The sequence below is a fragment of the Rhodococcus sp. NPDC078407 genome, assembly GCF_044542515.1.
Taxonomy (GTDB): domain Bacteria; phylum Actinomycetota; class Actinomycetes; order Mycobacteriales; family Mycobacteriaceae; genus Rhodococcoides.
In genome coordinates this window covers 1-26,288 of sequence record NZ_JBITUQ010000039.1, presented here as the reverse complement: position 1 = coordinate 26,288, position 26,288 = coordinate 1, and the positions used below count along the sequence as shown (strand labels likewise).

29 protein-coding genes and 1 pseudogene are annotated in these 26,288 nt (G+C 64.7%); 4 read left to right on the top strand and 26 right to left on the bottom strand.

Annotation, left to right across the window (positions count from 1 at the left end; genetic code table 11):
- Window positions 1-156: 156 nt before the first annotated feature.
- From tatB to sigE, 4 genes are all read right to left on the bottom strand, one after another.
- Window positions 157-606 carry a Sec-independent protein translocase protein TatB gene (gene tatB / locus ACIGGF_RS24485; protein WP_397523682.1) on the bottom strand — a complete coding sequence of 150 codons (450 nt, stop codon included), beginning with the start codon at window positions 604-606 and terminating at the stop codon, window positions 157-159.
- 18 nt (window positions 607-624) lie between these two features.
- Window positions 625-2,127: a trypsin-like peptidase domain-containing protein gene (locus tag ACIGGF_RS24480; protein ID WP_397523681.1), complete on the bottom strand. Its 1,503-nt coding sequence runs from the start codon at window positions 2,125-2,127 to the stop codon at window positions 625-627.
- Window positions 2,128-2,211: 84 nt separating this feature from the next.
- A complete protein-coding gene (locus tag ACIGGF_RS24475; RefSeq protein ID WP_397523680.1) occupies window positions 2,212-2,538 on the bottom strand; it encodes an anti-sigma factor family protein in 327 nt (108 codons plus the stop codon).
- A gap of 16 nt (window positions 2,539-2,554) precedes the next feature.
- Entirely contained in the window at window positions 2,555-3,181 is a 627-nt protein-coding gene (gene sigE / locus ACIGGF_RS24470; protein ID WP_397523683.1) for an RNA polymerase sigma factor SigE, read from the bottom strand.
- 239 nt (window positions 3,182-3,420) lie between these two features.
- On the opposite strand from sigE, the gene ACIGGF_RS24465 reads away from it, so the two are divergent.
- Window positions 3,421-4,032 carry an O-methyltransferase gene (locus ACIGGF_RS24465; protein ID WP_032365496.1) on the top strand — a complete coding sequence of 204 codons (612 nt, stop codon included), beginning with the start codon at window positions 3,421-3,423 and terminating at the stop codon, window positions 4,030-4,032.
- A 68-nt stretch (window positions 4,033-4,100) separates the two neighbouring features.
- On the opposite strand, the gene glgC is transcribed toward ACIGGF_RS24465, so the two are convergent.
- Window positions 4,101-5,315 carry a glucose-1-phosphate adenylyltransferase gene (gene glgC, locus ACIGGF_RS24460; protein WP_397523679.1) on the bottom strand — a complete coding sequence of 405 codons (1,215 nt, stop codon included), beginning with the start codon at window positions 5,313-5,315 and terminating at the stop codon, window positions 4,101-4,103.
- Window positions 5,316-5,391: 76 nt separating this feature from the next.
- Here glgC and glgA point away from each other — a divergent pair, with 76 nt between their 5' ends.
- Window positions 5,392-6,555, top strand: a complete 1,164-nt coding sequence (glgA, locus tag ACIGGF_RS24455; protein ID WP_397523678.1) for a glycogen synthase — start codon at window positions 5,392-5,394, stop codon at window positions 6,553-6,555.
- Here glgA and ACIGGF_RS24450 read toward each other — a convergent pair.
- From ACIGGF_RS24450 to ACIGGF_RS24395, 12 genes are all read right to left on the bottom strand, one after another.
- Window positions 6,525-7,388 carry a methyltransferase domain-containing protein gene (locus ACIGGF_RS24450; protein ID WP_397523677.1) on the bottom strand — a complete coding sequence of 288 codons (864 nt, stop codon included), beginning with the start codon at window positions 7,386-7,388 and terminating at the stop codon, window positions 6,525-6,527. The genes glgA and ACIGGF_RS24450 overlap by 31 nt on opposite strands.
- Window positions 7,389-7,536: 148 nt before the next feature.
- Window positions 7,537-7,704 (bottom strand): DUF3117 domain-containing protein, encoded by a 168-nt coding sequence (locus ACIGGF_RS24445; protein ID WP_008714277.1) that lies wholly within the window; start codon window positions 7,702-7,704, stop codon window positions 7,537-7,539.
- A gap of 96 nt (window positions 7,705-7,800) precedes the next feature.
- Complete coding sequence (locus tag ACIGGF_RS24440; protein ID WP_397523676.1) at window positions 7,801-8,409, bottom strand: DNA-3-methyladenine glycosylase I; 609 nt, start codon at window positions 8,407-8,409, stop codon at window positions 7,801-7,803.
- Window positions 8,406-8,780, bottom strand: coding sequence for a DivIVA domain-containing protein (locus ACIGGF_RS24435; protein WP_397523675.1), 375 nt, complete (start codon window positions 8,778-8,780; stop codon window positions 8,406-8,408). Before ACIGGF_RS24435 ends, ACIGGF_RS24440 begins: the two co-directional genes overlap by 4 nt.
- A gap of 31 nt (window positions 8,781-8,811) precedes the next feature.
- Window positions 8,812-9,741, bottom strand: a complete 930-nt coding sequence (locus tag ACIGGF_RS24430; protein ID WP_397523674.1) for a glucosyl-3-phosphoglycerate synthase — start codon at window positions 9,739-9,741, stop codon at window positions 8,812-8,814.
- Window positions 9,738-10,598, bottom strand: coding sequence for a dihydropteroate synthase (folP, locus tag ACIGGF_RS24425; RefSeq protein WP_397523673.1), 861 nt, complete (start codon window positions 10,596-10,598; stop codon window positions 9,738-9,740). The genes ACIGGF_RS24430 and folP overlap by 4 nt, the downstream gene beginning before the upstream one ends.
- 36 nt (window positions 10,599-10,634) lie before the next feature.
- The gene (locus tag ACIGGF_RS24420; protein ID WP_397523672.1) at window positions 10,635-12,410 is read right to left on the bottom strand and encodes a long-chain-acyl-CoA synthetase; all 1,776 of its coding nucleotides are present in this window, start codon (window positions 12,408-12,410) and stop codon (window positions 10,635-10,637) included.
- 91 nt (window positions 12,411-12,501) lie between these two features.
- Window positions 12,502-13,065: a TIGR00730 family Rossman fold protein gene (locus ACIGGF_RS24415; RefSeq protein ID WP_397523671.1), complete on the bottom strand. Its 564-nt coding sequence runs from the start codon at window positions 13,063-13,065 to the stop codon at window positions 12,502-12,504.
- Entirely contained in the window at window positions 13,062-13,814 is a 753-nt protein-coding gene (locus ACIGGF_RS24410; protein WP_397523670.1) for a TIGR00730 family Rossman fold protein, read from the bottom strand. Before ACIGGF_RS24410 ends, ACIGGF_RS24415 begins: the two co-directional genes overlap by 4 nt.
- Window positions 13,815-13,824: 10 nt before the next feature.
- Window positions 13,825-14,910: a succinyl-diaminopimelate desuccinylase gene (gene dapE / locus ACIGGF_RS24405; protein ID WP_397523669.1), complete on the bottom strand. Its 1,086-nt coding sequence runs from the start codon at window positions 14,908-14,910 to the stop codon at window positions 13,825-13,827.
- Window positions 14,911-14,920: 10 nt separating this feature from the next.
- On the bottom strand, window positions 14,921-15,865 hold the full coding sequence (locus ACIGGF_RS24400; RefSeq protein ID WP_397523668.1) for an SMP-30/gluconolactonase/LRE family protein: 945 nt from the start codon (window positions 15,863-15,865) through the stop codon (window positions 14,921-14,923).
- 46 nt (window positions 15,866-15,911) lie between these two features.
- Window positions 15,912-16,055 carry a hypothetical protein gene (locus ACIGGF_RS24395; RefSeq protein ID WP_397523667.1) on the bottom strand — a complete coding sequence of 48 codons (144 nt, stop codon included), beginning with the start codon at window positions 16,053-16,055 and terminating at the stop codon, window positions 15,912-15,914.
- A 181-nt stretch (window positions 16,056-16,236) separates the two neighbouring features.
- On the opposite strand from ACIGGF_RS24395, the gene dapD reads away from it, so the two are divergent.
- Window positions 16,237-17,190, top strand: coding sequence for a 2,3,4,5-tetrahydropyridine-2,6-dicarboxylate N-succinyltransferase (dapD, locus tag ACIGGF_RS24390; RefSeq protein WP_397523666.1), 954 nt, complete (start codon window positions 16,237-16,239; stop codon window positions 17,188-17,190).
- 101 nt (window positions 17,191-17,291) lie between these two features.
- Here the strand turns inward: dapD and ACIGGF_RS24385 are convergent, their stop codons facing one another.
- The 3 genes from ACIGGF_RS24385 to ACIGGF_RS24375 all read right to left on the bottom strand — a co-directional run bounded on the left by ACIGGF_RS24385 (window position 17,292) and on the right by ACIGGF_RS24375 (window position 19,868).
- Window positions 17,292-18,662, bottom strand: a complete 1,371-nt coding sequence (locus ACIGGF_RS24385) for a DUF222 domain-containing protein (protein WP_397523665.1) — start codon at window positions 18,660-18,662, stop codon at window positions 17,292-17,294.
- A 311-nt stretch (window positions 18,663-18,973) separates the two neighbouring features.
- Window positions 18,974-19,426 (bottom strand): 6,7-dimethyl-8-ribityllumazine synthase, encoded by a 453-nt coding sequence (locus ACIGGF_RS24380; RefSeq protein ID WP_397523664.1) that lies wholly within the window; start codon window positions 19,424-19,426, stop codon window positions 18,974-18,976.
- Between the two features lie 10 nt (window positions 19,427-19,436).
- Window positions 19,437-19,868, bottom strand: a complete 432-nt coding sequence (locus ACIGGF_RS24375) for a DUF1810 domain-containing protein (RefSeq protein ID WP_397523663.1) — start codon at window positions 19,866-19,868, stop codon at window positions 19,437-19,439.
- Between the two features lie 93 nt (window positions 19,869-19,961).
- On the opposite strand from ACIGGF_RS24375, the gene ACIGGF_RS24370 reads away from it, so the two are divergent.
- A complete protein-coding gene (locus ACIGGF_RS24370) occupies window positions 19,962-20,723 on the top strand; it encodes an SDR family NAD(P)-dependent oxidoreductase (protein ID WP_397523662.1) in 762 nt (253 codons plus the stop codon).
- A gap of 4 nt (window positions 20,724-20,727) precedes the next feature.
- On the opposite strand, the gene ACIGGF_RS24365 is transcribed toward ACIGGF_RS24370, so the two are convergent.
- From ACIGGF_RS24365 to ACIGGF_RS24340, 6 genes and pseudogenes are all read right to left on the bottom strand, one after another.
- On the bottom strand, window positions 20,728-21,213 hold the full coding sequence (locus tag ACIGGF_RS24365; RefSeq protein ID WP_397523661.1) for a CoA-binding protein: 486 nt from the start codon (window positions 21,211-21,213) through the stop codon (window positions 20,728-20,730).
- A complete protein-coding gene (locus tag ACIGGF_RS24360) occupies window positions 21,210-22,508 on the bottom strand; it encodes an O-acetylhomoserine aminocarboxypropyltransferase/cysteine synthase family protein (protein WP_397523660.1) in 1,299 nt (432 codons plus the stop codon). The genes ACIGGF_RS24365 and ACIGGF_RS24360 overlap by 4 nt, the downstream gene beginning before the upstream one ends.
- A 4-nt stretch (window positions 22,509-22,512) precedes the next feature.
- On the bottom strand, window positions 22,513-23,025 hold the full coding sequence (locus tag ACIGGF_RS24355) for an OsmC family protein (RefSeq protein ID WP_397523659.1): 513 nt from the start codon (window positions 23,023-23,025) through the stop codon (window positions 22,513-22,515).
- 204 nt (window positions 23,026-23,229) lie between these two features.
- Window positions 23,230-23,889: an SDR family NAD(P)-dependent oxidoreductase gene (locus tag ACIGGF_RS24350; protein WP_397523658.1), complete on the bottom strand. Its 660-nt coding sequence runs from the start codon at window positions 23,887-23,889 to the stop codon at window positions 23,230-23,232.
- Between the two features lie 85 nt (window positions 23,890-23,974).
- Entirely contained in the window at window positions 23,975-25,009 is a 1,035-nt protein-coding gene (locus ACIGGF_RS24345) for an ABC transporter substrate-binding protein (protein ID WP_397523657.1), read from the bottom strand.
- Between the two features lie 45 nt (window positions 25,010-25,054).
- A pseudogene (locus ACIGGF_RS24340) lies at window positions 25,055-26,206 on the bottom strand (acyl-CoA synthetase); the annotation flags it as partial.
- Window positions 26,207-26,288: the final 82 nt, after the last annotated feature.

The window sequence follows — 26,288 nt, the reverse complement described above, 5'->3', positions numbered from 1 at the left end:
CTGATCCTCGGTAAGCGAACTTCGTACACGCATACACACGCTCCCCAATAGTCGGAACTGAATTACTCAGTCCAACTTTCGGGGAGCGGTGCACAGAGGCCAGATGTGTGCAGTGGTCCATTCACGCACAGGGGTGAATGGCGGCACGACGACTGGCTACGTGGCGTCCGCGTCGATGGGCGGGGTGTCGCCGGCCGACAGCTTCGGCTCGTTCTTGCTCATCGACACAGCACCCTGCGGGGCGCTGCTCTGGGGTGTGGGTCCACCCGAGCTCTTCGGCTTGGCGTCGAAGGGCTTGCCCTTGAAGGTGTCGTCGAGGGGATTCTTGAAGATCGAATCGTCGCCGTCGAGCAGGTGCTTGGTGATCACCGCTCGTGGGGTCATGCCCCGAAGTTGGTTGAGGTCGGCGAGGGGTTTGCGAAGATCCTCGAAGTCGGTGCCGAGCTCGTCCTTGAGCTGTTGACTGGCCCCGTTGGCGTAATCCTTGACCTGGCGGATCGACTTGGACACCCAGCTGATAGCGCCGGGAAGTCGATCCGGGCCGAGGATGACCAGAGCTGCTACGAGGAGAATTACGAGTTCTCCCCAACCGATGTTGCCGAACACGACTGCCAGCCTACGTCGTCAGTCCGAAACCGGCGTGACGGAGACATCCACCAGCCGTCCCGAGCGGACGAGTTGCACGGGAACCGCCTGGCCGATCGTGGTCTCCTGCACTGCAACCACCAGTTCGTCCGCATCGCCCACCGACCGGTCGCCCACCTTGGTGATGACGTCCCCCTCGACGATTCCGGCCTGCTGCGCCGGACCGTTCGCTCGTACGTTGGCAACCTCGGCACCGGCCGCGGTGTCGTTGATGACCGATCGTGCGTTGATGCCGAAGTCCGGATGCCGCATCACGCCATCCCGGATGAGCGACTGAGTCACTTCGAAGACCTCGTCGACGGGAATTGCGAAGCCGAGGCCGACTGAGCCGCCGCTCTCGCTTCGGATCGCCGAGTTGATACCGATGACGCGACCTTCGAAGTCGATGAGCGGGCCACCGGAGTTGCCGGGGTTGATGGCGGCATCGGTCTGCACGGCGTCGATGACTGCGTCGGTGTCGGTGCCCTCACCGGAGAGGGCGACGGGACGATCGAGGGCGCTGACGATCCCTGAGGTGACCGTCTTGTTCAATCCCAACGGGGATCCGACGGCGATGACGTCCTGGCCGACGCGCACGTCCTCGGAGCGGCCGAGTCGAGCCACGGTGAGGTTGCCCACGTCGGTCTTGAGAACGGCGAGGTCGGTCTTGGTGTCTCTGCCGACGATGTCGGCGGGCACCTTGGTGCCGTCGGAGAACGTCACTTCCAGGGTCGAGTTCTCCGGATCGGATGCGGCCAGGGAGATCACGTGATTGTTCGTCACGATGTAGCCCTCACCGGCGATGACGACGCCCGAGCCGGTGCCGCCGGTCTCACCGAGCGTGACCTGGATCGAGACTACGGAGGGCAGGACGGCGTCGGCGACAGTGGTGATCTGGCCGCGCGGGATGTCGTCACCGCTCGACTGCGTCAGGTTGACTTTCTGACTGGTCAGTGCGCCGGTCACTTCCGCTGTCAGACGACCGAAGAGGCCACCGACCAAGCCGATGACGAGCGCCAGCACACCGAGGACGACGAGTGCACGGACGGACACGGAGCGGCCGAACAGCACGTCGCGCACACCGAGTTTGGTTCCGGGACGTAGCACCGGGGGCGGGGGAGTATCGACCGCAGCGCTGCCGAGCGAGACCTGCGACGCGGGATCGCGCCACGGATCCACGGGCTCCGACACAGCGGTGTCGTTGTCGTGGGCGGCAGGATCACGCTGCAGCGATTCCGGCGCGTCGTCCGGGCGACCGAATGCCTCGGCGAGAATGGGATCGGGTGGACGCACCGACACTCGCGAGGGAAGTTGCTGATGGGTCCGGCGCGGCGAGAACGAGCCGTCGACATCCTCCGGGCGTCCGAACACCGAGGCGGACATCGGATCGACCACCGGCCGGTAGACCGGACGAGGAGGCAACCGTGGACCTTCGCCGTCGGCTGTGCCTGCGGTCTCGGTGCTGGTCGAATTCGATGTCACGCGTCCGGTTACCCCTCGCATACGTCGGTGTGAGAGTTCAGTATCACTCGAGCTGTCGGCCCGGCTCGATGCAGGTGAGAAGTCGTCGCAGAGATTGCGGTGCCGTCAGCGTCGGCGACGGCGGACGTCGGCGACGGCCGACATGAAGGACCGCTTGGTGTGGGCCGGCCGGTCCTCGCCTGCACAGGACGGAATCTGACTGAGCAACCCGAGCAGCGAGTGCGGCATGGACAGCTCACCCGCCCCGCGGAGCGCTTTACGAGCCTGCTGCTGGGCTTCGACCTCGGCCGCGCAATCCGGACACTCGGACAGGTGTTGAGCGGCACGGAGGTAGGCGGGCATCCGCAATTCGCCGTCGACGTAAGCCGCAATGGCCTCACTGGCCAGATGTTCGGTGGAGCTGAACTGCCGGGGCTTGCGCGCCTGCGTCATCCAACCCTCCTCTTAGCTAGTGGACACTTGCGTGACCGGAGTCGACCGTCCCGTGCACTCGAAGGTACTCGCGTAGCGCCTGGCGTCCACGGTGAATGCGACTGCGAACCGTTCCGAGCTTCACGCCCAGTGTTGCACCGATCTCTTCGTACGACAGTCCTTCGATGTCGCACAGCACTATCGCGGCACGGAACTCCGGTGCCAGCGAGTCGAGTGCAGACTGCAGATCCGGGTCGAGGCGCGCATCGTGGTAGATCTGCTCGGGGTTGGGGCGGTCGGAGGGAACACGGTCGTAATCCTCGGGCAGCGCCTCCATACGGATGCGGCTGCGGCGGCGGACCATGTCCAGAAAGAGGTTCGTGGTGATGCGATGCAGCCAGCCCTCGAACGTGCCCGGCTGGTAGTTGGACAGGGAGCGGAACACCCGAATGAACGTGTCCTGCGTCAGGTCTTCGGCATCTTGGGCGTTGCCGGACAAGCGATATGCCAAGCGGTAGACGCGGTCGCCGTGCTCGCGAACCAACTCGTCCCAGGACGGCATGGTGGAGTCCTCGCCGGTGGCATCGAACACCGCAGTCCCACTGAGGTCCTCGGGCACGGGTACGGACTCGGGTAGACGCGCGATGTCGCGATCGCCGTTGATCTTGTAAATAGCTGGATCCTCCTGCTCAGGACTGCGTACGTCCTTCTGATTCAACCGACGACTACCCTCGGATGTTCCAGCTCACACTTCGCAATCGAGACGGACCTTCGATTCCTCCACAGCCTGACGGACCCGAGTGTGGGTCCGGTATGAATCAGCTGAGGCGCACCTGAGAATGTGCGCGTGAGATCGAACCGCCGGCACGATAACCTCGGGGCGTGCCGACCAACGCCGAGAAAATGCTCGCCTACGCCGAAGACTCCGCTCAGGAGGACGAGGTGCTGATCGCAGCCAGAGAGCGTGCCGTCGATCTCGGTGCGGCCCCCGTCCCACCGTCGGTAGGCGCGATTCTGTCCATCTTCACGCAGATGCTCGGCGCGAAGACGGTCGTCGAAATCGGGACCGGCGCCGGAATCAGCGGACTCTGGCTGCTCGACGGTATGCGCGCCGACGGCGTTCTCACCACCATCGACACCGAGCCCGAGCACCAGCGTGCAGCCCGAGAAGCGTTCCGCGCAGGAGGAATTGCGCCTTCACGTACCCGGCTGATCAACGGTTGGGCGCTCGACGTGCTCCCCCGGTTGGCCGACGACACTTACGATCTCGTCTTCATCGACGCCAGTCCGGCCGACCACCCGCACTTCGTCGCCGAGAGCGTCAGACTGCTGCGCCCCGGCGGAGTACTGGTGCTGCACAACGCGTTGCTCGGCGGGCGAGTCGCCGACCCCACTCAGCGCGACGCGACCGCGGTTGCCGTCCGATCCGCTGCGCGAGCGATCGCCGAGGACGAGCGCCTCACGACGGTGTTGCTGCCACTGGGTGATGGGTTGATCTGCGCGTCGCGGGCGTGAGTGCGCTCCGCGCAGTGGTGCGGTTATGTGCCCTCTGCGGCACTTAACCGCACCACTGCCGCAGGCACTCAGATCCAGACGCCCTTGCCGACCGAGACGACTCCCCCGGCACTGACGTTGAAGCGTTCACGATCGCGTTCGTGGTCGACGCCGACTATCTCACCGTCACCGACGACGACGTTCTTGTCCAGGATCGCGTGCCGCACGACGGCACCCTTGCCGATCCGAACGCCGGGCATCAAGACGCTGCCCTCGACGGTCGCGCCGCTGTCGATCATGACGTTGGAGCTGAGCACCGAGTTCCGCACGGTGGCGGCCGACAGGATGCATCCCGCACCGACGACCGATTCCTGAGCCAGGCCGCCCTGAACGAACTTGGCGGGCGGCAGGTTCTCCGCCGATCCACGGATGGGCCAGCGGCGGTTGTACAGATTGAAGATGGGGTGCACGGACACCAGGTCCATATGAGCGTCGTAGAAGGCGTCGATGGTGCCCACGTCTCGCCAGTAGCCACGGTCGCGTTCGGTGGCTCCGGGAACGACGTTGTCGTTGAAGTCGTAGACCGATGCGACGCCCGCTTCCACGAGCGCCGGAATGATGTCGCCGCCCATGTCGTGGTCGGAGTCGGTGTTCTCGGAGTCGGCCTTGATGGCGTCGACGAGCACCTTGGTGGTGAAGACGTAGTTACCCATCGACGCGTAGGTGACGTTCGGGTCGTCGGGGGTTCCCGGGGGCTGTGCGGGCTTCTCGAGAAACTGAGTGATCTTGCCGTTCTCGTCGGAGTCGATGCACCCGAAGGCGAATGCCTCACTACGCGGAACCCTGATTCCCGCGACGGTGACGCCGGCACCGGAGTCGATGTGCTGCTGCACCATCTGCTCCGGATCCATGCGGTACACGTGGTCGGCACCGAAGACCACGATGTACTCGGGGTCCTCGTCGTACACCAGGTTCAAAGACTGGAAGATGGCGTCGGCACTGCCGGTGTACCACCGGGGCCCGAGACGTTGCTGTGCGGGAACCGGAGTGATGTACTCCCCGGCGAACCCGGACAAGCGCCACGTCTGCGAGATGTGGCGGTCCAGTGAATGGGACTTGTACTGGGTGAGCACGCAGAGCCGGAGGTAACCGGCGTTGACGAGATTGCTCAGCACGAAGTCGATGAGTCGGTAGGCGCCCCCGAAGGGAACAGCCGGCTTGGCTCGGTCCGCGGTCATCGGGTAAAGACGTTTACCCTCACCGCCGGCAAGCACGATCCCTAGTACGTGCGGTTGTGTCCTCACCCATTCAACCTATCCGCACCGAGAGAACCGTGCGAGCAGTACACGCACAACTGCTGGGGAATGTAGGTTCGTTCACGTGCGCGTAGCAATGATGACCAAGGAATATCCCCCGGAGATCTACGGTGGCGCAGGAGTTCATGTCACCGAGTTGACTGCGCAGCTGAAGTCGCTGTGCGACGTGGACATCCACTGTATGGGCGCGCCGCGCGACACCGCTCAGGTGCACGACCCCGACCCCGCACTCGCCGGAGCCAACGCTGCTCTGACGACGCTGTCGACGGAGCTGCGGATGGCGAACGCGGCCGCGGGCGCAGACGTGGTGCATTCGCACACCTGGTACACCGGCCTCGCCGGCCACCTCGCCGCCGAGCTGTACGACGTTCCCCACATCCTCACTGCGCATTCGCTGGAACCGCGCCGGCCGTGGAAGGCCGAGCAGCTCGGCGGCGGGTACCGCATCTCATCGTGGTCCGAGCGCAACGCCGTGGAATACGCCGACGCCGTCATCGCGGTCAGCGAGGGCATGGCCAAAGATGTGCTCGACGCCTATCCACGCCTCGACAAGAGCCGAGTTCACGTGGTGCGCAACGGAATCGACACCGAACGTTGGTTCGCAGATCACGGCACGACAACCCTCGACGAGATCGGCGTCGACAGAAGCAAGCCGATCGTTGCCTTCGTCGGGCGCATCACCCGACAGAAAGGTGTCGGGCACCTGATCGCAGCCGCCCACCACTTCGATCCATCGATTCAGCTCGTCCTGTGTGCAGGCGCGCCCGACACTCCGGAGATCGCTGCGGAAACCGAGCGCGCCGTGGCGCTGCTCGCCGAACAGCGCGGTGGCGTGTTCTGGGTCAAGGACATGCTTCCCACCGACAAGATCCGCGAAATACTCACAGCGGCAGCCGTATTCGTGTGTCCGTCGGTGTACGAGCCGCTCGGCATCGTCAACCTCGAAGCAATGGCCTGCGAAACGGCTGTCGTGGCATCGGATGTCGGCGGCATTCCCGAGGTGGTCGACGACGGCCGCACCGGACGCCTGGTGCACTACAACTCCTACGAGCCAGACGCCTTCGAGCGGAACCTGGCCGACACCGTCAATGCGGTCGCCCTCGACGCCACACTCGCAGCGGCAATGGGCAAAGCCGGACGAGAGCGCGCCGTCGCCGAGTTCTCGTGGGCGTCGATCGCCCAACAGACCCTTGCCGTCTACGAAGCAGCGTTGGCGCGGCGGCGATAGGTCGACACGATCACCGACACGGTGACCGTGATGGCGTCGGGTAGTTGTGTCAACGCGGCGGCCCGCGCCTCGGGGTCGCCGTGTCGCGTCGATGGCCCCATTCCGACCAATGCCTCGATGTCGTTGTGCGAGAGCGTCACCGAGTACTCGAGCGGTAATTCTGCCACCGGCTCGAACTGCCCGGACAGCGATTCACCCAGCCTGCGGGTCTTGTTCTCCTCCACGCCGATCAGACCGAGTGGACCCCGCAGCTCCCGCTGGTGACGCTCCGTGGGTGTCACGACCACCAGCACGCCGTCGGGCACCAGGACTCGTCCGAGCTCACCGGCGTTGCGCGGGGCGAACACACACGTCACCGCAGACACGCTGTGCGATCGCACCGGCAGGCCGCTCCAGATGTCCGCGACCACGGACCCGAGACGAACGTGTGATCGTGCAGCGCGGCGGGCAGCGAACTTGGAGACGTCGACGCCGATGCCTCGAGCACCGGGACGTGCGTCGAGCACAGTCGCGAGATAGTGCCCGATCCCCACCCCGACGTCGAGCACCACCTCACTGTCCGACGGGACGGCAGCCGAGACCGCGGCCGCGATCGGGTCGAAGTGACCCTGCCCGAGGAACGCATCGCGAGCGGCGATCATCTCCGCCGAGTCACCGGTGAACTTGCCGCCGGCTCCGGTCGACAAACCGACGTAACCCTGACGCGCCACGTCGAACGAATGCCCTCGGTCGCACAACAGGGTCCGATCCGTGTCCCCGACGCCGAGGCCGGATTCGACATCACGCGCGCGGCACTGCGGACACAACAGGAGATCGACAATATCGGTCAGCACCCAGCACCTCTCTCACACCGGGACGCACGCGCCTCGCCACAACCTCTGTCGCCACCACCTCTGTCGACACAACCTTCGTCGACACAACACAAAGCCCCGCTTGCCGGTACGGCAAGCGGGGCTGAGCGTCGATCGATCGACGTGACTATCAGCCGGTGACACCCTTCAGTTCGTCTCCGAGTGCTGCGGCCTCATCGGGGGTCAACTCGACGACCAACCGGCCGCCCCCCTCGAGCGGGACACGCATGACGATTCCTCGTCCCTCTTTGGTTGCTTCGAGGGGACCGTCCCCAGTCCGGGGCTTCATCGCCGCCATCCTCTGCTCCCTCCAGATCTGCGCCCACCAGCACGGCGCCTCGGCCTAAAAGATATGTTTCGTCGCGGGGCGACGGGTGTTGGGTCCTATTCTTCCCTATCGACCTCGATACCGGGAAACGGAGTCTGCATTCGTGACCTGCACCCAACACCCCGACAGGTGATCGTCGACCATTCCGGTGGCCTGCATCAAGGCGTACGCGGTAGTCGGACCGACGAACCGGAGCCCCCGACGCTTGAGCTCCTTGGCCAGAGCCGTCGACTCCGGGGTCGAGGCGGGGACGTCCGAGAAGTCCTCGAGGCGCGTGGACCGGGGTTCGGGCGCAAAGGACCAGAGCAGGGTGTCGAGGTCGGTGTCCGGTAAGTCGACGATGACCCGAGCATTGTTCACCGCAGCATCGATCTTCAGGCGATTGCGCACGATCGACGCATCGTTCATCAACCGTTCGATGTCGGCGGCATCGAATCGCGCCACTCGTTCCGGGTCGAACCCCGCGAACGCGCTGCGGAAGCTCTCACGTTTGCGCAGGATGGTGATCCACGCCAGACCGGACTGGAACGCCTCGAGACAGAGCCGCTCGTACAGTTCATCGCGCCCGTGCAGGGGGCGACCCCACTCGGTGTCGTGGTAGCTCCGATACAGCGCATCGGCTGTGGCACCCCACGGGCAGCGCAGCTTGCCGTCCGGTCCGGCTACGGCACTCACCGCTCGCCCGGCTCGGTCACACCCGGCTCGTGCTCGACAGAGGGCTTCGAAGAGGGCTCGAAAGAGGGCTCGAAAGAAACCTGCGCACCGGCCTCCGCAGCGGTCAGCCGAGACCGGAGTATGTCTATTTCGCCGGCGAGCCGTTCGAGTGCCCAATCGACTTCGCTTGGCTTGTACCCCCGCAGAGTCTGCTGGAACTTCAGAGAGTTCACATCGGCCCCGGTGACGCCCTCCGCGGGCAGCACGGTCGCGGTGGTTCCCTCGGGCAACGGGCCCAGTTCCTCACCGCGACCGAACACGATCGACGCCACGAAGAACAATGCCGCAGCGACGACGGCAATGACGACGACATAGATCAGCAGCGTCAACATGCCACGATCTTGTCACGCCCGCCCGACACGACTACTTCAGCGAATTCATCGCCGGACGATCCATCAGCGACACCTCGGTCGAAAACGGCTCGAACGAGTCCCCGTCGACCCGGAATTGCATCAGACCGGCACCGGAATCCACCACGCCGCAGCGGTTCAGCATCGTCCCGACGATCTGCCTGCTCATTGCGCCGAGCTCGACCAACGGACGGTTGCGGTGCTTGCGCACACCGAGATTCACCTGACCGATTGCCTGCAGACCCAGCCTGTCGTACGTGTCGAGCAACAGGCCGATCTCCACTCCGTAGCCGGGCGCGAAGGGCACCGCCGACAGCAACTCACGCGTGCCCGCATATTCTCCGCCGAGCGGCTGAATGACGCCGGTCAATTCCGGCCGCAGTGCAGCGAGCAGAGGTCTGGCCACGAGCTCGGTGACACGTCCACCGCCGTTGGCATCCTCGGTTCCGCTGACCCGCAGCGGACGGCGGTAGTACCCCTTGACGAGGTGGATGCCGTCGCCCATCAGCAGCGGGCCGAGCAATTTGGGTACGAACGCAGGATCGGGATTGATCAGATCGGAGTCGACGAAGGCGATGAGATCACCGGTCGACGCCGCGACCGATCGCCACAGCACCTCGCCCTTGCCCGGCACCGGGTCGACCCCGGGCACCGCTTCTTCTCGGCTGATGACGCGTGCGCCGGCTGCGCTCGCGCGGACCGCCGTGTCGTCCGTCGAACCGGAGTCCAACACGATCAATTCGTCGACGAGACCCCCGAGCAGCGGATGAATTGTGTCGATGACCGCGGCAACGGTCTGTTCCTCGTTCAGCGCAGGCAGGACCACCGATACCGTCCGGCCCGCCTTTGCGGCTTCCAGTTCGGCGAGGGTCCAGCCGGGGGTGTCCCAGCTGTTGGTTTCGGACCATGCCTTGGTCACGTCCGTTCGATCCGCAAGTGTCATGCCAGACCCCTGACCGTCCGCGCCGGGGTTCGGAGCCCCTGAATCGCTGCCACCATGTCCACGACTCTTCTGGTCGGCGCAACCTCGTGCACCCGGAACATTCGGGCTCCGCCTGCTGCGGCCAATGCTGTCGCTGCCAATGTTCCCTCCAACCGGTCGACGAGCTCTACCCCTAGAGTCTCGCCTACGAAGTCCTTGTTGCTCAGCGCCATGAGCACAGGCCACCCGGTGTTTACAAGATCGTCCACGCGCCGCAACAACTCGAGCCCGTGATAGGTGTTTTTCCCGAAATCGTGCGTCGGATCGATCAAAATCGAATCCTTCTTCACCCCCTCAGCGACGGCATTTTCCGCGGCGGCGGTGACTTCCGTGATCACATCTGCGACAACATCGGCGTACCGAACCCGGAACGGCCGCGTGCGCGGGACGGCACCACCGGTGTGCGAACACACGATGCCGACCCCCTCGGCCGCCGCAACGCGCACCAACTCGGGGTCTGCCCCGGCCCAGGTGTCGTTGATCAGATCCGCACCCACCCCGCACGCCAGCCTGGCGACTTCGCTGCGCCAGGTGTCCACACTGATCAGCAGCTCCGGATAGGCACCGCGGATGGCCTCGACGAACGGGACGACGCGTCGGATCTCCTCGTCGGCGTCGACCAGGACACCCGGACCGGCCTTGACACCGCCGATGTCGACCATGTCGGCACCCTCGGCGACGGCCCGGTGCACCGACGCCATGGCGGCATCGTCGGTGAAGTTCGCACCCCCGTCGTAGAACGAATCGGGGGTGCGATTGACGATTGCCATCACCAAAGCGCGGTCGTCGGCGACCGTTTTGCCGCACAGGGTGCTCATGAAATCAATAGTGACACGCGCGCACGTTTCGAGTGCTCAGCCCTTGGGAGCCTTGCCTGCGGCTACCTCGTCGACATACCCGTCGTAGGCCTTCTCGTAGCCACCGGACTTGCCGCGCAGCACGTACAGCTCGCTCTCGTTGTCTTCCTCGTAACCGAGCTTGCGCAGGGCCACCTTCTGACTCTTGAACGTCGAGGTCTGCTCGAGGCTCTCGACCACGCGGACGAAGAGCGGCACCGCGTACGAGGGCAGCTTGTCGTAGAGATGCTCGGCGACTGCCTTGCCGTCGAAGGTTTCGCCGTCGCGCAACGTGATCGCAGCCATACCGGCCTTGCCGTCGGTTCCGTCGATGTCGACGCCGTAGACGACGGCTCCATCGACCGACGAGTGTCCGCCGAGGGCACCCTCGACCTGCGTGGTGGCCACGTTCTCACCCTTCCAGCGGAAGGTGTCACCGAGTCGATCGACGAACGCGACGTGCATCCAGCCCTGCTTACGGACCAGGTCGCCGGTGTCGAACCAGGCGTCTCCGTCCTTGAAGCCGTCGCGCACCATCTTCTTCTCGGTGGCCTTGTCGTCGGAGTACCCGTCGAACGGGGCGCGGTCGGTGATCTTGGACAGCAGCAGTCCGATCTCCCCGTTGCCGACCTTGCGAAGCTTGCCGTCCTGACCACGCTTGGCCTTGCCGGATTCCTCGTCGTACTGCACGACGGCGTACGGAAGCGGGCAGATGCCTGCGGTCTTCTTCATGTTCAGCGCGTTGATGAACGCGATGTTGCATTCGCTGGCACCGTAGAACTCGGCGACGCGGGAGATGCCGAACCGCTCGGTGAACTCTTCCCAGATCTCCGGGCGCAGGCCGTTGCCGACGATCAGCTTGACCGAGTTGTCGCGGTCGGAGTCCTTCTTCGGCTGCGTGAGCAGGTATCGGCAGAGCTCGCCGATGTAGGTGAAGGCAGTGGCCTCGTTGACGCGGATGTCGTCCCAGAAATTGCTCACCGAGAACTGCTTGCCGATGGCCATGGTCGCTCCGCCTGCGAGCACCGAGGACAGCGTCACCGTCAACGCGTTGTTGTGGTAGAGCGGCAGGCAGCAGTAGATGACGTCGTTGCTACGCAACCGGACGCCCATGTTGCCCAGACCGGACATCGACTTGAGCCAGCGGAAGTGGCTCATCAGACTGGCTTTCGGCATGCCTGTGGTGCCCGAGGTGAAGATGTAGAACGCCTTCTCCTTGGCCTGGATCTCCGCGGTGACCTTCGGGTTGGCCGTCGATGCCGATGCTGCGAGGTCGGTCAGCTTCTTCAGTGGCAGCACCGCTCCCACCTTCGGCTCCGCGTCCAGCGAATCGAGGGCTTCCTGTGCGTTCTCGTCCAGCACCAGGACCTTGGCTTCGAGGATCCCGAGGCTGTGCTCGAGCACGTCACCGCGCTGGTTGTAGTTCAGCATTCCCGCGGTGGCACCGAGCTTGACGGCGGCGAGCGCGGCGAACAACGCCTCGGGGCGGTTCTTGCTCAATACGCCCACGACGTCGCCGCGCTCGACTCCGTGGTCGGCGAACACTGCCGCGTACCGGTTGACGAGCTCGTTGGCGTCCTTGTACGAGGTGGATTCGCCCTCGAACCGCACGAACGGCCGACTGCTGTGCTTGGCGGCTGCGTCCTGGAAGATCTGGCCGATCGACGCCTTGTGGTCGGGCTTACGGGTGAATCCCGCCAGGCCCTTGAGCAGGCTCGGCACCTCCGTCACCATTTTCGGCAGCGCGACTGCGACGTCGCTCACTCCAATTTTCTGACGGGCATCGACAGCCATGAACTCCCCTTTGAGACGGTGTGAGATTTCTTACCCTACTTGAGAGTAACAAGTTTGGGCATCTCGCTTGACCGCCGCGGTTGGTGACCTGTCACAACGACGCGCAGGCGTTCAGCGCCTCATCGACCGATGTGGTTCTGACGAGGGCATCCAGCGCCCGCTGCTGGACGAATCCGGTTGCCCGCAGACCGTCGATCCACTGCATCATGCCGTCGAAATGTCCGAACGGATCGAGCATCACCATCGGCTTGCTGTGCATGCCCAGGTAGCCGGCCGTCCACGTCTCGAAGAGTTCCTCGAGCGTTCCGATACCGCCGGGCAACGTGATGAACGCGTCGGCGCGATCCTCCATGATCTTCTTGCGCTCGCGCATGGTGTCCGTGACGATCAACTCGTCGGCGTCGACGTCGGCGACCTCACGGTGCACGAGCGCTTTCGGGATGACGCCGACGGTGTTGCCGCCCGCTGCTCTCGTCGCCGCAGCCACCGCGCCCATCATCGAGACGTTGCCGCCCCCCGAGACGAGTTGCCAGCCTCGTCGGCCGATCTCGGTGCCGACCTCCGCGGCCAGCTCGATGAACGAGGCGTCGACGGGACCCGACGCGCAATAGACGCAGACGCTGAGCGACTGCGTCCCGGTTGCCGAGTTACTCACTGTTGGGCCTCGCGGACGATCCGGACAGCCTCGTCGACGCTGTCGGTGCAGTGGATGAGATCGAGGTCCTTCTCGGACACCTTGCCTTCTTTCACGAGGGTCGTCTTGATCCAGTCGAGCAGTCCCGACCAGAAGTCGCTGCCCAACAACACGATCGGGAACTTCGTGACCTTGGCGGTCTGCACCAGGGTCAAGGCCTCGAACAGTTCGTCGAGGGTGCCGAAGCCGCCGGGTAGGCATACGAACGCCTGGGAGTACTTGACGAACATGGTCTTACGAACGAAGAAGTATCGAAAGTTGATGCCCAGATCGACCCACTCGTTCAGTCCCTGCTCGAACGGCAACTCGATGCCCAGTCCGATCGAGTAGCCGCCGGCCTCGCTCGCACCTCGGTTGGCACCTTCCATCACGCCGGGCCCGCCGCCGGTGATGACGGCGAAGCCCTCGTTCGCCAGTGCTGCTCCGAGCTCTCTGGCTCGCGCGTACTCGGGATGGTCGACCGGGGTGCGGGCCGAGCCGAACACCGTCACCGCTTTCGGCACCTCTGCGAGCGCGCCGAATCCCTCGACGAATTCGCTCTGGATGCGCAGCACCCGCCAGGTATCGGAGTGAATCCAGTTCCCTGGCCCTCGCTCGTCGAGCAGGCGTTGATCCGAGGTGGACGTCTCGGTGTTTCGGCCACGCCGCAGTACGACGGATCCCTTGTGCTTGGCCGACTTCTCGGTGCTGTGGTTCTCGTCGCTGTTCATGGCGTTCAGGCTATCCGGCAGAGAGGTAGCCCCGGAGAACCTGCGTGACGTGGGTGATCTGCTCGACGGGTACCCGCTCGTCCCGCTTGTGGGCGAGGTTGGGATCGCCGGGGCCGTAGTTGACCGCCGGAATGCCGAGGGCCGAGAACCGGGAGACGTCCGTCCAGCCGTACTTGGCCCGGAACTGCCCGCCCGCGGCCTCGATCAACGCCGCAGCGGCAGGCTTGTTCAACCCGGGAAGCGCCCCCGGTGACGAGTCGGTGACCTCGAAGCCGAGATCGAGCCCCTCGACCACCTCACGAACATGTTCGACGGCCTCGTCGACACTGCGGTCCGGCGCGAAGCGAAAGTTGACGTCGAGTTCGGCCGCGTCGGGAACGACGTTGCCGGCGACTCCGCCGGAGATCCGGACCGCTTGCAGCCCTTCGCGATACACACAGCCGTCGATATCGACGGTGCGAGCCCGATACGCAGCGAGGCGGTTGAGTGCCGCACCGAACTTGTGAATCGCGTTGTCTCCCAACCAGGAACGAGCACTGTGCGCTCGGGTGCCCGACGCCGTCAGCCGCACGCGCAGCGTCCCCTGGCAACCGGCCTCGATGAAACCGCCGGACGGTTCGCCGAGGATGGCGACGTCTGCCTCGAGCCACTCGGGCAGTTCCCGTTCGATGCGGCCCAGCCCGTTGCGCGCGGCCGCGATCTCCTCGCAGTCGTAGAACACCAGAGTCAGATCGTGGGCGGGGTTCTCGATCGTGGCGGCGAGGTGCAGGAACACCGCGTCGCCCGACTTCATGTCGACGGTTCCGCACCCGTGCAGGATGTCGCCCTCGGCACTGTCGTGTTCGCGCCTCGACGGCACGTTGTCTGCAATCGGAACCGTGTCGAGGTGACCGGCAAGCATCACCCGCGACCCCAGCCCGCGATTGGTTCTGGCCAGCACGGCGTTGCCGCTTCGGATGATCTCGAAGCCGGTGGTCTGTTCTCGCAGCGCCTGCTCGACCTCGTCGGCGATGCGCGATTCGTCCTCACTGACACTGGGGATGTCCACGAGCGCAGCAGTGAGGTCTATCGGGTCGGCATGCAGTTCGAGCGTCACGGCGACAACCCTAGGCTTCGGGCCCCGGAATCTCGCGGACCACGCCGTCGAAGCCTGCGCCGAACAATCTTCCGCTGGAAAAACCCTGCTGGGAGCGCCCATAGACGACAACACTCGTCAGCCGAGTACCGGTGCCGATCACGCACGTGGCCCCCGGCGCGTCGATGCGAACGACGGATCCGCCGGCATTGAGCGGGACCACGGGGCGTCCGGCGTCATCGAGCGTCAGACCGTCCGGGGCTGCGAACGAGCCCAGCCCCGACAGGTCGAGCAGGCTTTCCGGTGCCGACGGGTTGGCGATCGGAATTCGACTGACCCCTGGGTTTCGGAAGGTTCGCGACACGTAGAGATACTGGTCGGCCGCATCGAGAACCGCGCCGTTCGCGCTCGGAAAGCGCGCCCATGCCGGGTCGACGGATCCATCGGGACCGATTCGACCGATGAGCGAACCGAAGTCGTTGGTGGCGTACACCGTTCCGTCGGCAGCAACGGCGAGTCCGTTGGCAGCGCTCAAACCCTTCGCGAACGGTGTGACGGCCAATGTGTCGACGTCGAGGCGCACGATGCCCGCGGCCTTGACGAAGTCTCCGACGAAGACGCGGGGGTCGGCTCCGTAGCCGACCAGCAAGGTGCCGTCGGGCATCCAAGCAAGTGCTCCGCCGCCGCCGCTCGGGACTTTCGCGATGGGGTACGCGGGCCGGCCCGGCGCATCGATGCGGTACACCCGACCGGAGACGATATCTGTGACGTAGGCGCGTCCCGATCCGTCGACGGCCAGGCCTTCCAGCGCTGACCCGGGGATCCGCGCGACCACGGCCGAAGAACCGCCGGCTCCGAGGCAGTTCGGATCGGCAGCGGCGGTACCCGAACCGACGACGGCACTGCTCACGGCCATCAGCGCCGCAGCGATCACCGTCACTGCCGAACGCGTACGTGTGGACCAGCTAGAACTCATGACGTCCCCCCAGACTCGGCGACCCCCTGTCAACCGATGGGCATGTCTACCACGGCCCTACGACAACCAAACCCAACGCGATTCCGAGGACGATCGTCGCGGCCGTGGCCATGACCAATCCGGTGAACGAGAAACCCTCGGCTATTGCTGCGGTTGGGCCACGGCTGCGCGAGCCGGCTCGGGTGGTCACCGGTGACACTCTGTCAGCTTGCTCGGTGCTCGACCGTCCGCCCGCATCCCGATGCGATCACACTCGACAGTCGAATCGGTAACGAACCGACTGGGCGTCAGGATCGCATCCACGAAACAGTCCCTGCACCTGTGCTGACGGGCGAACCACCTCGCGGGACCCACCGCGTATCCTTCCTGCCGTGAGCGCACAGGGAGCATCAGCAATCGGTCTTGCCAACATCACGACGTCGGGTGTCGTTCTGGACACCTGGTTTCCGAGCCCCGAGCTCGGGTCGGGATTCGAATCCGGCACCATTCGGCTCGAGGGGTCGGACATCCCGGAGCACTTGGCTGCTCTCGTCGGACCGGACGAGGCGCGCGGCGTAGAGGTGGTCGCGGTACGCACCAGCATCGCCTCGCTCGACGACGCCCCGGTCGACGCGCACGATGCGTATCTGCGTCTGCATCTGCTGTCGCACCGATTGGTCGAGCCGCACGGCCAGAACCTCGACGGCCTGTTCGGTCTGCTCGCCAACGTGGTGTGGACCAACTTCGGGCCTGCAGCGGTCGAGGGCTTCGAGACGGTGCGCGCGAAACTTCGTGCCCGCGGTCCGGTCACCGTCTACGGCGTCGACAAGTTCCCGCGCCTGGTCGATTACGTCGTCCCCACCGGCGTTCGTATCGCCGACGCCGATCGCGTTCGTCTGGGCGCGCACCTGGCCAGCGGGACGACCGTCATGCACGAGGGCTTCGTCAACTTCAACGCAGGAACGCTCGGCAACTCGATGGTCGAGGGCAGAATCTCCGCAGGCGTCGTCGTGGGCGACGGTTCCGACGTGGGCGGCGGCGCGTCGATCATGGGCACGCTCTCCGGTGGCGGCAAGAACGTCATCTCCGTCGGTAAGAGCTGCCTGCTGGGTGCCAACTCCGGGCTCGGCATCTCGCTCGGTGACGACTGCGTCGTCGAGGCGGGGCTGTACATCACCGCGGGCACGAAGGTCAGTGGACCGGACGGCACTGTGGTCAAGGCGGCGACGCTGACCGGAAAGTCCAACCTGCTGTTCCGCCGCAACTCACTCTCGGGTGCGGTCGAGGTAGTCCCGTGGAAGGGCACGGGCGTCGAACTGAACGCAGCGTTGCACGCCAACGACTGACCGCTCCCTTCTCGTAACAGGTTTACTGGCAACCTCTTCCAGCCCCGCACCGTGTTCTCGGTGCGGGGCTGGCTTGTTTTGGTGCGGTTCGAGTGCGGGGCTTACGCGATGTGGGGGCCGGCTCGGGCGTGGGATCGTCTCGGTTGCCGGGTGGGGTCCACGGATGCCGGGGGTACGAACCAGGGGTGTTGATCGGTGCCGATGAACACTTCCCAATCCGAATGATGGATCAGGCGGTGGTGGAATCCGCAGAGCAGAACCAGGTTGTTCATGTCGGTCGGTCCGCCGTCGGTCCAGTGCCGAATATGGTGCCCTTCGGTCCAAGCGGCGGGTTTCCCGCAGCCGGGGAATGCACACCCGTGATCGCGGGCGGTGAGGGCGCGTTTCTGTTTCGCGGTGACGGTGCGGGCGGTGCGAGCGAGGTTGAGGGGGTTGCCGTTCTCGTCCATGACGATGGCGGTCAAAAGGCAGTCGCAGGCCAGTTGACGGGAGGTGTTGCGGGAGAGCGGCCCCATCCAGGGCAGCCAGCCGACGCTGGAGCCGTCGCCGAACAAGTCGCGATACGCGCCACGGTCCGCGGTCGCTGAACGGGCCTGGTTGCCGGGTCCGGTGGCGGTGTCGTTCTCGACTGCGTCCCCTTCGGCGGCGTTGTTGGATTGTGCTGCAGCGCGGGTGGTTTCGTCGTCGGTGATGTCGTCACTGTTCTGACCGCCCAGGCTCTGGAGGTCCTGCAACCGAATGTGCAGGTTGATGTGTGGTTTCTCCCCACCTTCGGTGGGGCGATCGCTCATAGCGAGGTAGCGGTCGAGGATGTGCCCGAAAGCATCGGCGCGCCGTCTGGCGGGACTGCGGTCGTCGGGGGTGCCGTCAGCTGCGGGGCGGGGTGCGGTGAGCGGGGAGAGTGCGGTGAGTAGTTTTTCGCCGGTGACGGCGTCGAAATCCATCTTCGCTACCAGGCGTCCGTTGAGGGTGGTGGAGGCGAAGAGTTCGTTGCGGTCGGTGTCCTCGGCGGGTGGGGTTTTGCCTCCGAAGGTGTCGTGGAGGCGGGTGATCGCTGCGCGTAGTGGTCCGGTGCGGGCTTCGGGTCCGGTCGCGGACGTCAACAGTGCCGCTCTGGCGTCGTCTTGGCCTTGTTGGGGGAGTTCTTTCGGTGGCGTTTCGGCGAAGTCGAGGATCAGGGCGGCGTGGTCGACGGAGATGCTGCCGGTGTTGACGGCGTCGGCGATGTCGGGGAAGTTCTTCAGTCCGCGGGCCAGGGCCACGACTTTGTGCGCTTTGCTCGGTGTGAGCAGGGTGGTGGAGGTGAGCCAGCCTGCGGGGCCGGGGAAGCCGAGCTTCTCCCGGGAGACGCGGATGTCGATCTCGGCGACCAAAGCAATCCGCCGAGCTTCCAACAACTGAATGTCATGGGAGACCGCGGCAGCGTCGGCGAGCAGTTCGCTCTCGCTCAGTTGCCAGATCTCCGTCGTCATAGGTGCAAGCGTATCGAACATGCGTTCGACTGGCAACCATTGTTGAATCGAAAACTATTGCTGTGCAGGAAGATTCGTGAATCAAAACCTGTCGGTGGCATGTGTTAACGGTCAAATCACTTCGCCCCACATCACGACTGACGACCCGCCACGACGGTTCCCTGGTGACAAAGGACCTTCCAATCCCGTCTCGACGCTGCAACTGTGCGACCCTGCGGGTGCGCCTGTCGTCGAGCGGCAGTTTGTAAGTCAGCAGTAGGTCGCTGGGGATATCTCCCACAACTCGAATTCGCTGGTCTCCGACCCTGCCGTCAGCCGATGGTCCCCAACGACGTCAGGGTTTTGACGACAGCCCGCGCCGCCTCGGCACCCTTTTTCTCCAAGTGCGCGGTGAAGAACTCGGTGTGGTCGGCGTGTTCGTGGAAATGGTGTGGGGTGAGCACCACCGAGAACACCGGGACATCGGTGTCGAGCTGCACTCGCATCAGTCCGTCGATGACGGCCGTTTCGACGAAGTCGTGTCGATAGATTCCGCCGTCGACGACCAGTGCGGCGGCAACGATCGCTGCGTACTTTCCGGTTCTGGCGAGCCGCTGCGCGTGGAGCGGAATCTCGAACGCGCCGGGCACCTCGAAGACGTCGACCGTTGCGTCGTTTCCGAGCTGCTCGAGTTCAGCGGCGAATCCCACACGCGCTCGGTCGACGATGTCCAGGTGCCAGCTGGCGTGGACGAAGGCAATGGATCCGGCGAGTGGAGTGGTCATGGGTGCGATGCTAGCGGTATCGCTCGTCCAGCAAGTCGAGTGTCCGACCATCGAATTCACCGGCGAAGTATTTTTGCAATACGTCGCCGAACGCGGACGGACCATGGGCGGCTTCGGCGAAAAGTGTCATCGACGAATGCAACTTCAGATTGTCCGGATAGCCGAAAATCTCGTCGACCGTCCGCCCCTCGACAGCGGTTACCAGCCGAGACGCCTTCGTCAGTCGCGGTCCCAGCACTTCGTGCGACAAGTACAGCTCTGCCTCGGTCATATCCGCAATGCCGAAATGCTGAGCGGTGGCGCTGCGTCCCAGCCCGGCCAACTGCGGAAACACGAACCACATCCAGTGTGTCTGCTTCCGCCCCGCCTTCAACTCACGCGTCACCGCGTTCCACACCGGGTCTTGGGCGTCGACGAAGCGTTGCAGGTCGTATTCGCTCATGCAATCCAACTTAGTCGGGAAGAAGGCGGCACATCGGATCGATGCCGCGTCCCCGACAGACCCAGTACATCGACACTGCCTACATTGGAACCCATGACTTCCACAGTGCTCATCACCGGAGCAAGCTCAGGCCTCGGCGAGGAATTCGCCACCCGATTCGCAGCACGCGGCGAGAACGTCGTCCTCGTGGCGCGGCGCGCCGATCGGCTGAACACCCTCGCAACGAGGATCGAGACCGAGTACGGCGTCACGGCCACCGCGGTGGCGATGGATCTGGGCGTCCCCGGCGTCGGCAGATCTCTACGAAACACGCTAGCGAACAAGGGAATTACCCCCACGAGCCTCGTCAACAATGCCGGCTTCGGAACGCACGGAAAGTTCACCGACGAGGATTCCGCGCGCATCGCCGCTGAGATCGCACTGAACGTCAGCGCCCTGGTAGACCTCACACACGCATTTCTACCGAACCTGACCGGCGCACTGATCAACATCGCGAGTACTGCCGCGTACCAACCCACACCGAACATGGCCGTGTACGGGGCGACCAAAGCGTTCGTGTTGAACTTCACCGAGGCGCTCGCCTACGAGCACCGCCGCTCACCGCTGAAGATCCTCGCCCTCTCCCCCGGCCCGACGCGCACCGAATTCTTCGACGTCCTCGGAACCGGCGACGCTGCGGTAGGCAATTTCCAGACCTCCGAGCAGGTTGTCTCGACGGCCCTGCGCGCGTTGGATTCTCGCCGTACTCCCGCGAGCGTCGTGTCCGGCCTGTCCAACAAGTTCAGTGCCGGCAGTGTGCGTTTGGCCCCACGCGCGTTGGCAACTGTGATCAGCGGCCGTCTCTTGAAAGCATGAACCGCTAACCGCGGGTACGACGCGAATCGATCACTCCCGTATCGAATCCGGCCAGATGCAGCCCGCCGTTGAATCGCGCGTGTTCGATCTTGAGGCACCGATCCATGACGACGTTCAATCCAGCTGCTTCGGCGTCGCGGGCCACCTGCTCGTGCCACAGCCCCAGCTGAAGCCAGATCGTCTTGGCCTGCACCGCAATGGTTTCCGCGAGCACCTTGGGAAGGTCGTCGTACTTGCGAAATACGTCGACAAGGTCCGGGGCCTTCGGCAGGTCTGCAAGCGTCGGATAGACGGTTGTTCCCTCGATGTCGGTGATGGTCGGATTGACCAGGAAGATCTCGTAGTTGCTCGTCGACGACAGGTAGCGGTTGACGAAATACGATGCCCGCGAGGGGTTCTTGGACGCACCGACGATCGCGACCGTCGTGGTCTCTCGCATGATGCGCTGGCGTTCCTGAGCGGAGGGCCCCTGCCAGGTACGTTCGCTCATGACCCCGCCTTTCCTGTTGCCAGCGACAATGCCTGATCCAGGTCCCAGAGAATGTCGTCGATGTCTTCGAGGCCGACACTGATCCGAATCAGTTCCGGCCCCACCCCCGCGCCGCCCAACTGATCATCGCTGAGTTGGCGGTGGGTGGTGCTGGCCGGATGGATCACCAGGGTGCGCACATCACCGATGTTGGCGACGTGGCTGGCAATCTGGACACTCTCGACGAATGTCCGGCCGGCGTCCCGACCACCTACGATGCCGAAGGCGAACACCGCACCAGGACCGGCGGGCAGATATTTCTGGGATCGCTCGTGGTGTGAATGGCCGGGCAGACCGGCCCATCTCACGTAGTCGATCCGCGGATCCTGTTCGAGCCACTCGGCGACGACGCGAGCATTGGCAACGTGAGCGTCCATGCGCTGCGGCAGCGTCTCGACACCTTGAATCAAGGTGAAAGCCGATTGCGGTGCCAACGCACCGCCGATATCGCGCAGTTGCTCGCTGCGCAACTTGGTCAGAAAGCCGTACTCGCCGAAGTTTCCCCACCACGACAGGCCCCCATACGATGCCACCGGCTCGGTCATCTGCGGGAATTTGCCCGAGCCCCAGTCGAATCGACCGGATTCGACCACCACGCCGCCCAGCGTCGATCCATGCCCGCCGAGAAACTTGGTAGCCGAGTGGATCACGATGTCGGCACCGAACTCGATGGGTCGGCTCAGCCACGGCGTGGCCATGGTTGCGTCGACCACCAACGGAATTCCGTGCTCATGCGCCACGTCCGCAAGGCCCTCGAGATCGGCGATCTCGCCGGACGGATTACCGATGACCTCGGCGTAGATCAGCTTGGTCGAATCCGTCACTGCTGCTGCGTAATCCGCCGGATTGGTACCCGGCACGAACGTCGTGTCCACACCGAAACGCCGGAGTGTGACGTCGAGTTGCGTCACCGTACCGCCGTAGAGGCCGGCCGCCGCGACAATGTGGTCCCCGGTGCCGGCGAGGGCGGCGAACACAGCGAACTCGGCCGCCAACCCGCTGGCGAACGCGACCGCCCCGATGCCGCCTTCGAGACTCGCGATGCGCTCCTCGAAGGCGGCGACGGTCGGGTTTCCGATACGGCTGTAGACGTTCCCGTATTTTTGCAGAGCGAACAGATCGCCTGCGTCCGCCGAATTCTCGAACACGTAGCTCGCCGTCTGGTAGATCGGCACGGCACGCGATCCGGTGGAAGGATCAGGCCTCGCTCCGGCGTGAATTGCTCTGGTACGCAGGCCGAATGTCCGCTCGCTCACGGCGTCAGCCGATTTCGAGAACGGTGTGGACCGGGGTGGGGTTGCGCGTCAGGTCCAGCACAGGGCAGTGATCATCGACGGCCTGCTGTAGTTCCTCGTACCGTTCCCGGGTCTCCGGGCCGGTGACCGTGACGACGACCCGCACCTCGCCGAATCCGGGACGCACTTCGTCGTCGAAACCGAAGAACCCGCGCACGTCGAGATCACCCTCGGCCTTGGCCTTGACGTCGTCGACGACGATACCGAGCTTCTCGGCCCAGACGCGGTACGTGACCACCTGGCAGGACAGCAGCGACGCCAGGTAGTACTCGACCGGGTTGGCGGCCGTGTTGGCGCCGCCGAGGGCCGGTGGCTCGTCGACCTCGACGCTGAACTTACCGAGAGTGATGGTGCTGGCGACGGCGTCGTGCGCGGTGGCCGAGGCCCGGAATACCGCCTGGGCATTCTTGGGGTCGGCCTGCACTGCGTCGTCGGTGGCAGCGATGACGCCGCCGAGATGGGAAACAGATGTGGTCATGGAAGGTCCTGTTCGTTTCGAGGGTTGCCGGAACTGCCCGAGGAGCAGGAAATGCTCGTCGGGGATGGGTTCGATCGACAGTTACGAACAGGAAGAAGTGCAGACGAGACCGAAATCGATGGTGCGACGACGCACGAGCCTTCTGCCCGCGTCGGTCACATGTGTTTCGGTCACGATGCCGACAATAGCCTAGGAATCTTTCGCCTACGAGAACTGGTCCGCGCCGACATCGGTTTCGTCGTCGGTGATCGCAGCGACGATCCGTGCCGCGACGGATTCGGGAGTCAGACCCGTCGGCAACTTCGGTGCCTCGCCGGAGATCGGACGCGTGGCCAGTCCCGTCTCGGTATGCGGTGGACGTACGTCGACGATCCTGATCTTCGACTTACGAGCTTCTGTACGAACGCTTTTCAGCAGTGCAGTGACCGCGGCCTTGCTCGCCGAATACGCCCCCATGTTCGGCATCGGCTTGTCGGCCACGACGGCACTGATGTTGAGCACGAACCCGCCCTGGTCCAGGGTTGTCAGCGCCTCTCGCAGAACTCGCAGCGGCGCAAGGTAGTTGAGCAGCAACAGTTCGTCGACGGTGTCGTCGTCCACATCGGTCACGGGCCCGAACGCCACCACACCCGCGGCGATGACGATCCCGTCCAGTCCGCCGTGGTGTTCGACGGCCTTCGCGACCACCGAGCGAGCCGAATCCGGCAGGGTCAGATCGGCATTGGCCGTGTGATGGTCCGACTCGATGCTCCGACCGCTCACCGTCAAGCGGGCACCGGCTTTCGCGAGCTGCTCGACGATGGGACCGCCGAGACCGCCACTGGCACCGAATACGAGAATGCGTGCGCCATCGAGTGTGGTCATTCCTCGAACTTAGCCGCCGTCTCCCACTCTCGCTGACGACGGCGTCGACCGTGGGTCATCCCACAACAATCCCCTCGGCATGCAATCAGAGAAGTTCGGCTGCGCGGCGAACCACATCGATACAGATGTCGAGATTGAGCGGACTCAACGTCGAGAAGCCCTGTGCCACTTCGCCTTGCTCGAGCACTACTACCCTGCCGGCTTTCACGCTCGGCAGCGACGTGAACAAGCCGGTATCGACGATTCCCGCCGAGCCGAAGTCGAACACGACGAGCACGTCGGCATCGGCAAGAATGTCGGCGTTCTCGGCGGAGAACTCCGGGCGCGGTGCGTCGGCGGTCGCTCCGTCGGACAGAGCAGCCACCGTGGCGAACCCGGCCCGCTGGAACAGATCCACGGCGGGGATCGACTCGTGACCGAGCCCGTAGAACATCGACGTGTCGTAGGCGGCGATCAAGCCGACCGTGGCACCGCCGACGTCGAGCCCGTCGAGCGCGGCAGACATCTTCGCCTCGGTCTCGACGATGAGCTCGTCGGCGCGGTCTCGCCGGTCGAGTGCGTCGCCGATCATCTGCAGGTTGCGACGCCAATCGAAGTACGCGATCTGGACCACCGGGGCCAGCGATTCGAGCTGGGAACGAGAATCGGCCACTCCGTCGTCTCCGATGATGAGATCCGGTTCGGCGGCAGCGATGCGCTCGACGTCGATCGACTCGCCGAGGGAGATCCGTTCACTGGTCCCGCCGAGTTCGGTCAGCGCGTTCTCGTGCCACTGCCACGACCGGTCCGGAGCGCCGATCATGTCGGCGAAGCCCGCCCGCACCCCGAACTGCACGGGCACGACACCGAGCGCGAGCACCGTGTCGAGATCCCACAGGTTGGCCACACAGGCCACCCGCTGGGGTCGACGGTCGATCACGACGGACTCACCGGCATCGTCGACGATCGTGCGGGGATAGCCATCGCCTGCCCCGTCGTCCGTGGGCTGTTCCTCATTGCTGCCGCATCCGGCAATCAGGGCCGCGAGGGCGACACTGCCGATGAGGAATTCACGACGCGTCGCCGCATCGATTGTGAAGGCGTCGACGTAGGGGGTGAGTTCCGGGGCAGGTGCGGTCATGAGCCAGAACAGTAGGCATGCCTAACCTATGCCGTCAAGCCGAGGTCAGCCGAGCAGCTTCTTCTGCACCTTCCCCATCGCGTTACGCGGGAGTGAGTCGACGACGCGAATCTCGCGCGGACGCTTGTGAATCGACAGCTCGGCGGCCACCAGATCGATGAGCACCCGATCCTCGACGTCCGTTCCGACGACGAACGCCACGATTCGCTGGCCCAGATCGTCGTCGGGTAGGCCGACCACAGCGACCTCGTCGACGCTCGGATGGCCGAGCAGCACGGTCTCGATCTCCCCCGCGCCGACGCGGTAGCCGCCGGTTTTGATCAAGTCGGTCGACGCACGTCCGACGATGCGATGGAAGCCGTCGGGCTCGATGACGGCGACGTCTCCGGTGTCGAACCAGCCGTCCTCGGTGAAGGTCTTTGCAGTGGCCTCGGGATTGTCGAGGTAACCGTCGAACATCATGGGGCAGCGGAGCTGCAGGGCACCGATGGATTCGCCGTCGTGCGGCAGCATCTCACCGTGCTCACCGCGCAGCCGGGTTTCGACACCTGCGATCGGCAGTCCCACCGAGCCCGGCCGACGCTCGCCGTCGGCGCGGGTGCTGATGGTGATCAGTGTTTCGCTCATGCCGTACCGCTCGACCGGTGCCTGACCGGTGAGTTCGCGCAGCTTCTCGAACACCGGAACGGGCAGCGGCGCACTGCCGGAGACCAGCAGTCGGGCATGCGACAGTGCGCGGGCCGAATCCTCGTCGGCGGCGATGCGCGACCACACCGTCGGCACCCCGAAGTACATGGATCCGCGCGCTGCTGCGTAAAGCTCCGGCGTCGGCTTGCCGGTGTGAATCATTGGGCTGCCCACCCGAAGCGGGCCGAGCATGCCGAGGATCAATCCGTGCACGTGGAACAGCGGAAGTCCGTGCACGAGAGTGTCTTTCCACGTCCAGCTCCATGCCTCCGCCAACGCATCGAGACCGGCCTCGATGGCGCGGCGAGAGATCAGGACACCTTTCGGCGGTCCGGTGGTGCCGGAGGTGTAGAGCACGAACGCGATCGACGACGGCTGCGGTTCGGCGTAACTGTGCCACGACCGTGCATGCTGACGCACCGGCAGAACCTCCAGACCCGCGGTGTCCGGGGGTGCTTCGCCGAGCCATGCCTGCGCACCCGAGTCGCGAAGAATGTTGTCAGTTTCAGAAGTCGGCTGCACGATGTCAGAAGTCTCCTGCACTGCAACTCCAAGTTCTTATGCCCACGTTCGACCGCATCCTATGAGCGCT

Excerpts from the sequence above, each read along its gene's own strand:
- ACIGGF_RS24375 (WP_397523663.1), bottom strand. The coding sequence starts at position 19,868 with ATGAGCGAATACGACCTGCAACGCTTCGTCGACGCCCAAGACCCGGTG.
- ACIGGF_RS24380 (WP_397523664.1), bottom strand. The coding sequence starts at position 19,426 with ATGACCACTCCACTCGCCGGATCCATTGCCTTCGTCCACGCCAGCTGG.
- folP (WP_397523673.1), bottom strand. The coding sequence starts at position 10,598 with ATGAGCACCCTGTGCGGCAAAACGGTCGCCGACGACCGCGCTTTGGTG.
- ACIGGF_RS24345 (WP_397523657.1), bottom strand. The coding sequence starts at position 25,009 with ATGACCGCACCTGCCCCGGAACTCACCCCCTACGTCGACGCCTTCACA.
- ACIGGF_RS24385 (WP_397523665.1), bottom strand. The coding sequence starts at position 18,662 with ATGACGACGGAGATCTGGCAACTGAGCGAGAGCGAACTGCTCGCCGAC.
- ACIGGF_RS24475 (WP_397523680.1), bottom strand. The coding sequence starts at position 2,538 with ATGACGCAGGCGCGCAAGCCCCGGCAGTTCAGCTCCACCGAACATCTG.
- ACIGGF_RS24350 (WP_397523658.1), bottom strand. The coding sequence starts at position 23,889 with ATGACCACACTCGATGGCGCACGCATTCTCGTATTCGGTGCCAGTGGC.
- ACIGGF_RS24370 (WP_397523662.1), top strand. The coding sequence starts at position 19,962 with ATGACTTCCACAGTGCTCATCACCGGAGCAAGCTCAGGCCTCGGCGAG.
- ACIGGF_RS24355 (WP_397523659.1), bottom strand. The coding sequence starts at position 23,025 with ATGACCACATCTGTTTCCCATCTCGGCGGCGTCATCGCTGCCACCGAC.
- ACIGGF_RS24420 (WP_397523672.1), bottom strand. The coding sequence starts at position 12,410 with ATGGCTGTCGATGCCCGTCAGAAAATTGGAGTGAGCGACGTCGCAGTC.
- ACIGGF_RS24445 (WP_008714277.1), bottom strand. The coding sequence starts at position 7,704 with ATGGCGGCGATGAAGCCCCGGACTGGGGACGGTCCCCTCGAAGCAACC.
- ACIGGF_RS24400 (WP_397523668.1), bottom strand. The coding sequence starts at position 15,865 with ATGAGTTCTAGCTGGTCCACACGTACGCGTTCGGCAGTGACGGTGATC.
- ACIGGF_RS24480 (WP_397523681.1), bottom strand. The coding sequence starts at position 2,127 with ATGCGAGGGGTAACCGGACGCGTGACATCGAATTCGACCAGCACCGAG.
- ACIGGF_RS24465 (WP_032365496.1), top strand. The coding sequence starts at position 3,421 with ATGCTCGCCTACGCCGAAGACTCCGCTCAGGAGGACGAGGTGCTGATC.
- ACIGGF_RS24410 (WP_397523670.1), bottom strand. The coding sequence starts at position 13,814 with ATGAACAGCGACGAGAACCACAGCACCGAGAAGTCGGCCAAGCACAAG.
- ACIGGF_RS24435 (WP_397523675.1), bottom strand. The coding sequence starts at position 8,780 with ATGTTGACGCTGCTGATCTATGTCGTCGTCATTGCCGTCGTCGCTGCG.
- ACIGGF_RS24365 (WP_397523661.1), bottom strand. The coding sequence starts at position 21,213 with ATGAGCGAACGTACCTGGCAGGGGCCCTCCGCTCAGGAACGCCAGCGC.
- ACIGGF_RS24430 (WP_397523674.1), bottom strand. The coding sequence starts at position 9,741 with ATGACACTTGCGGATCGAACGGACGTGACCAAGGCATGGTCCGAAACC.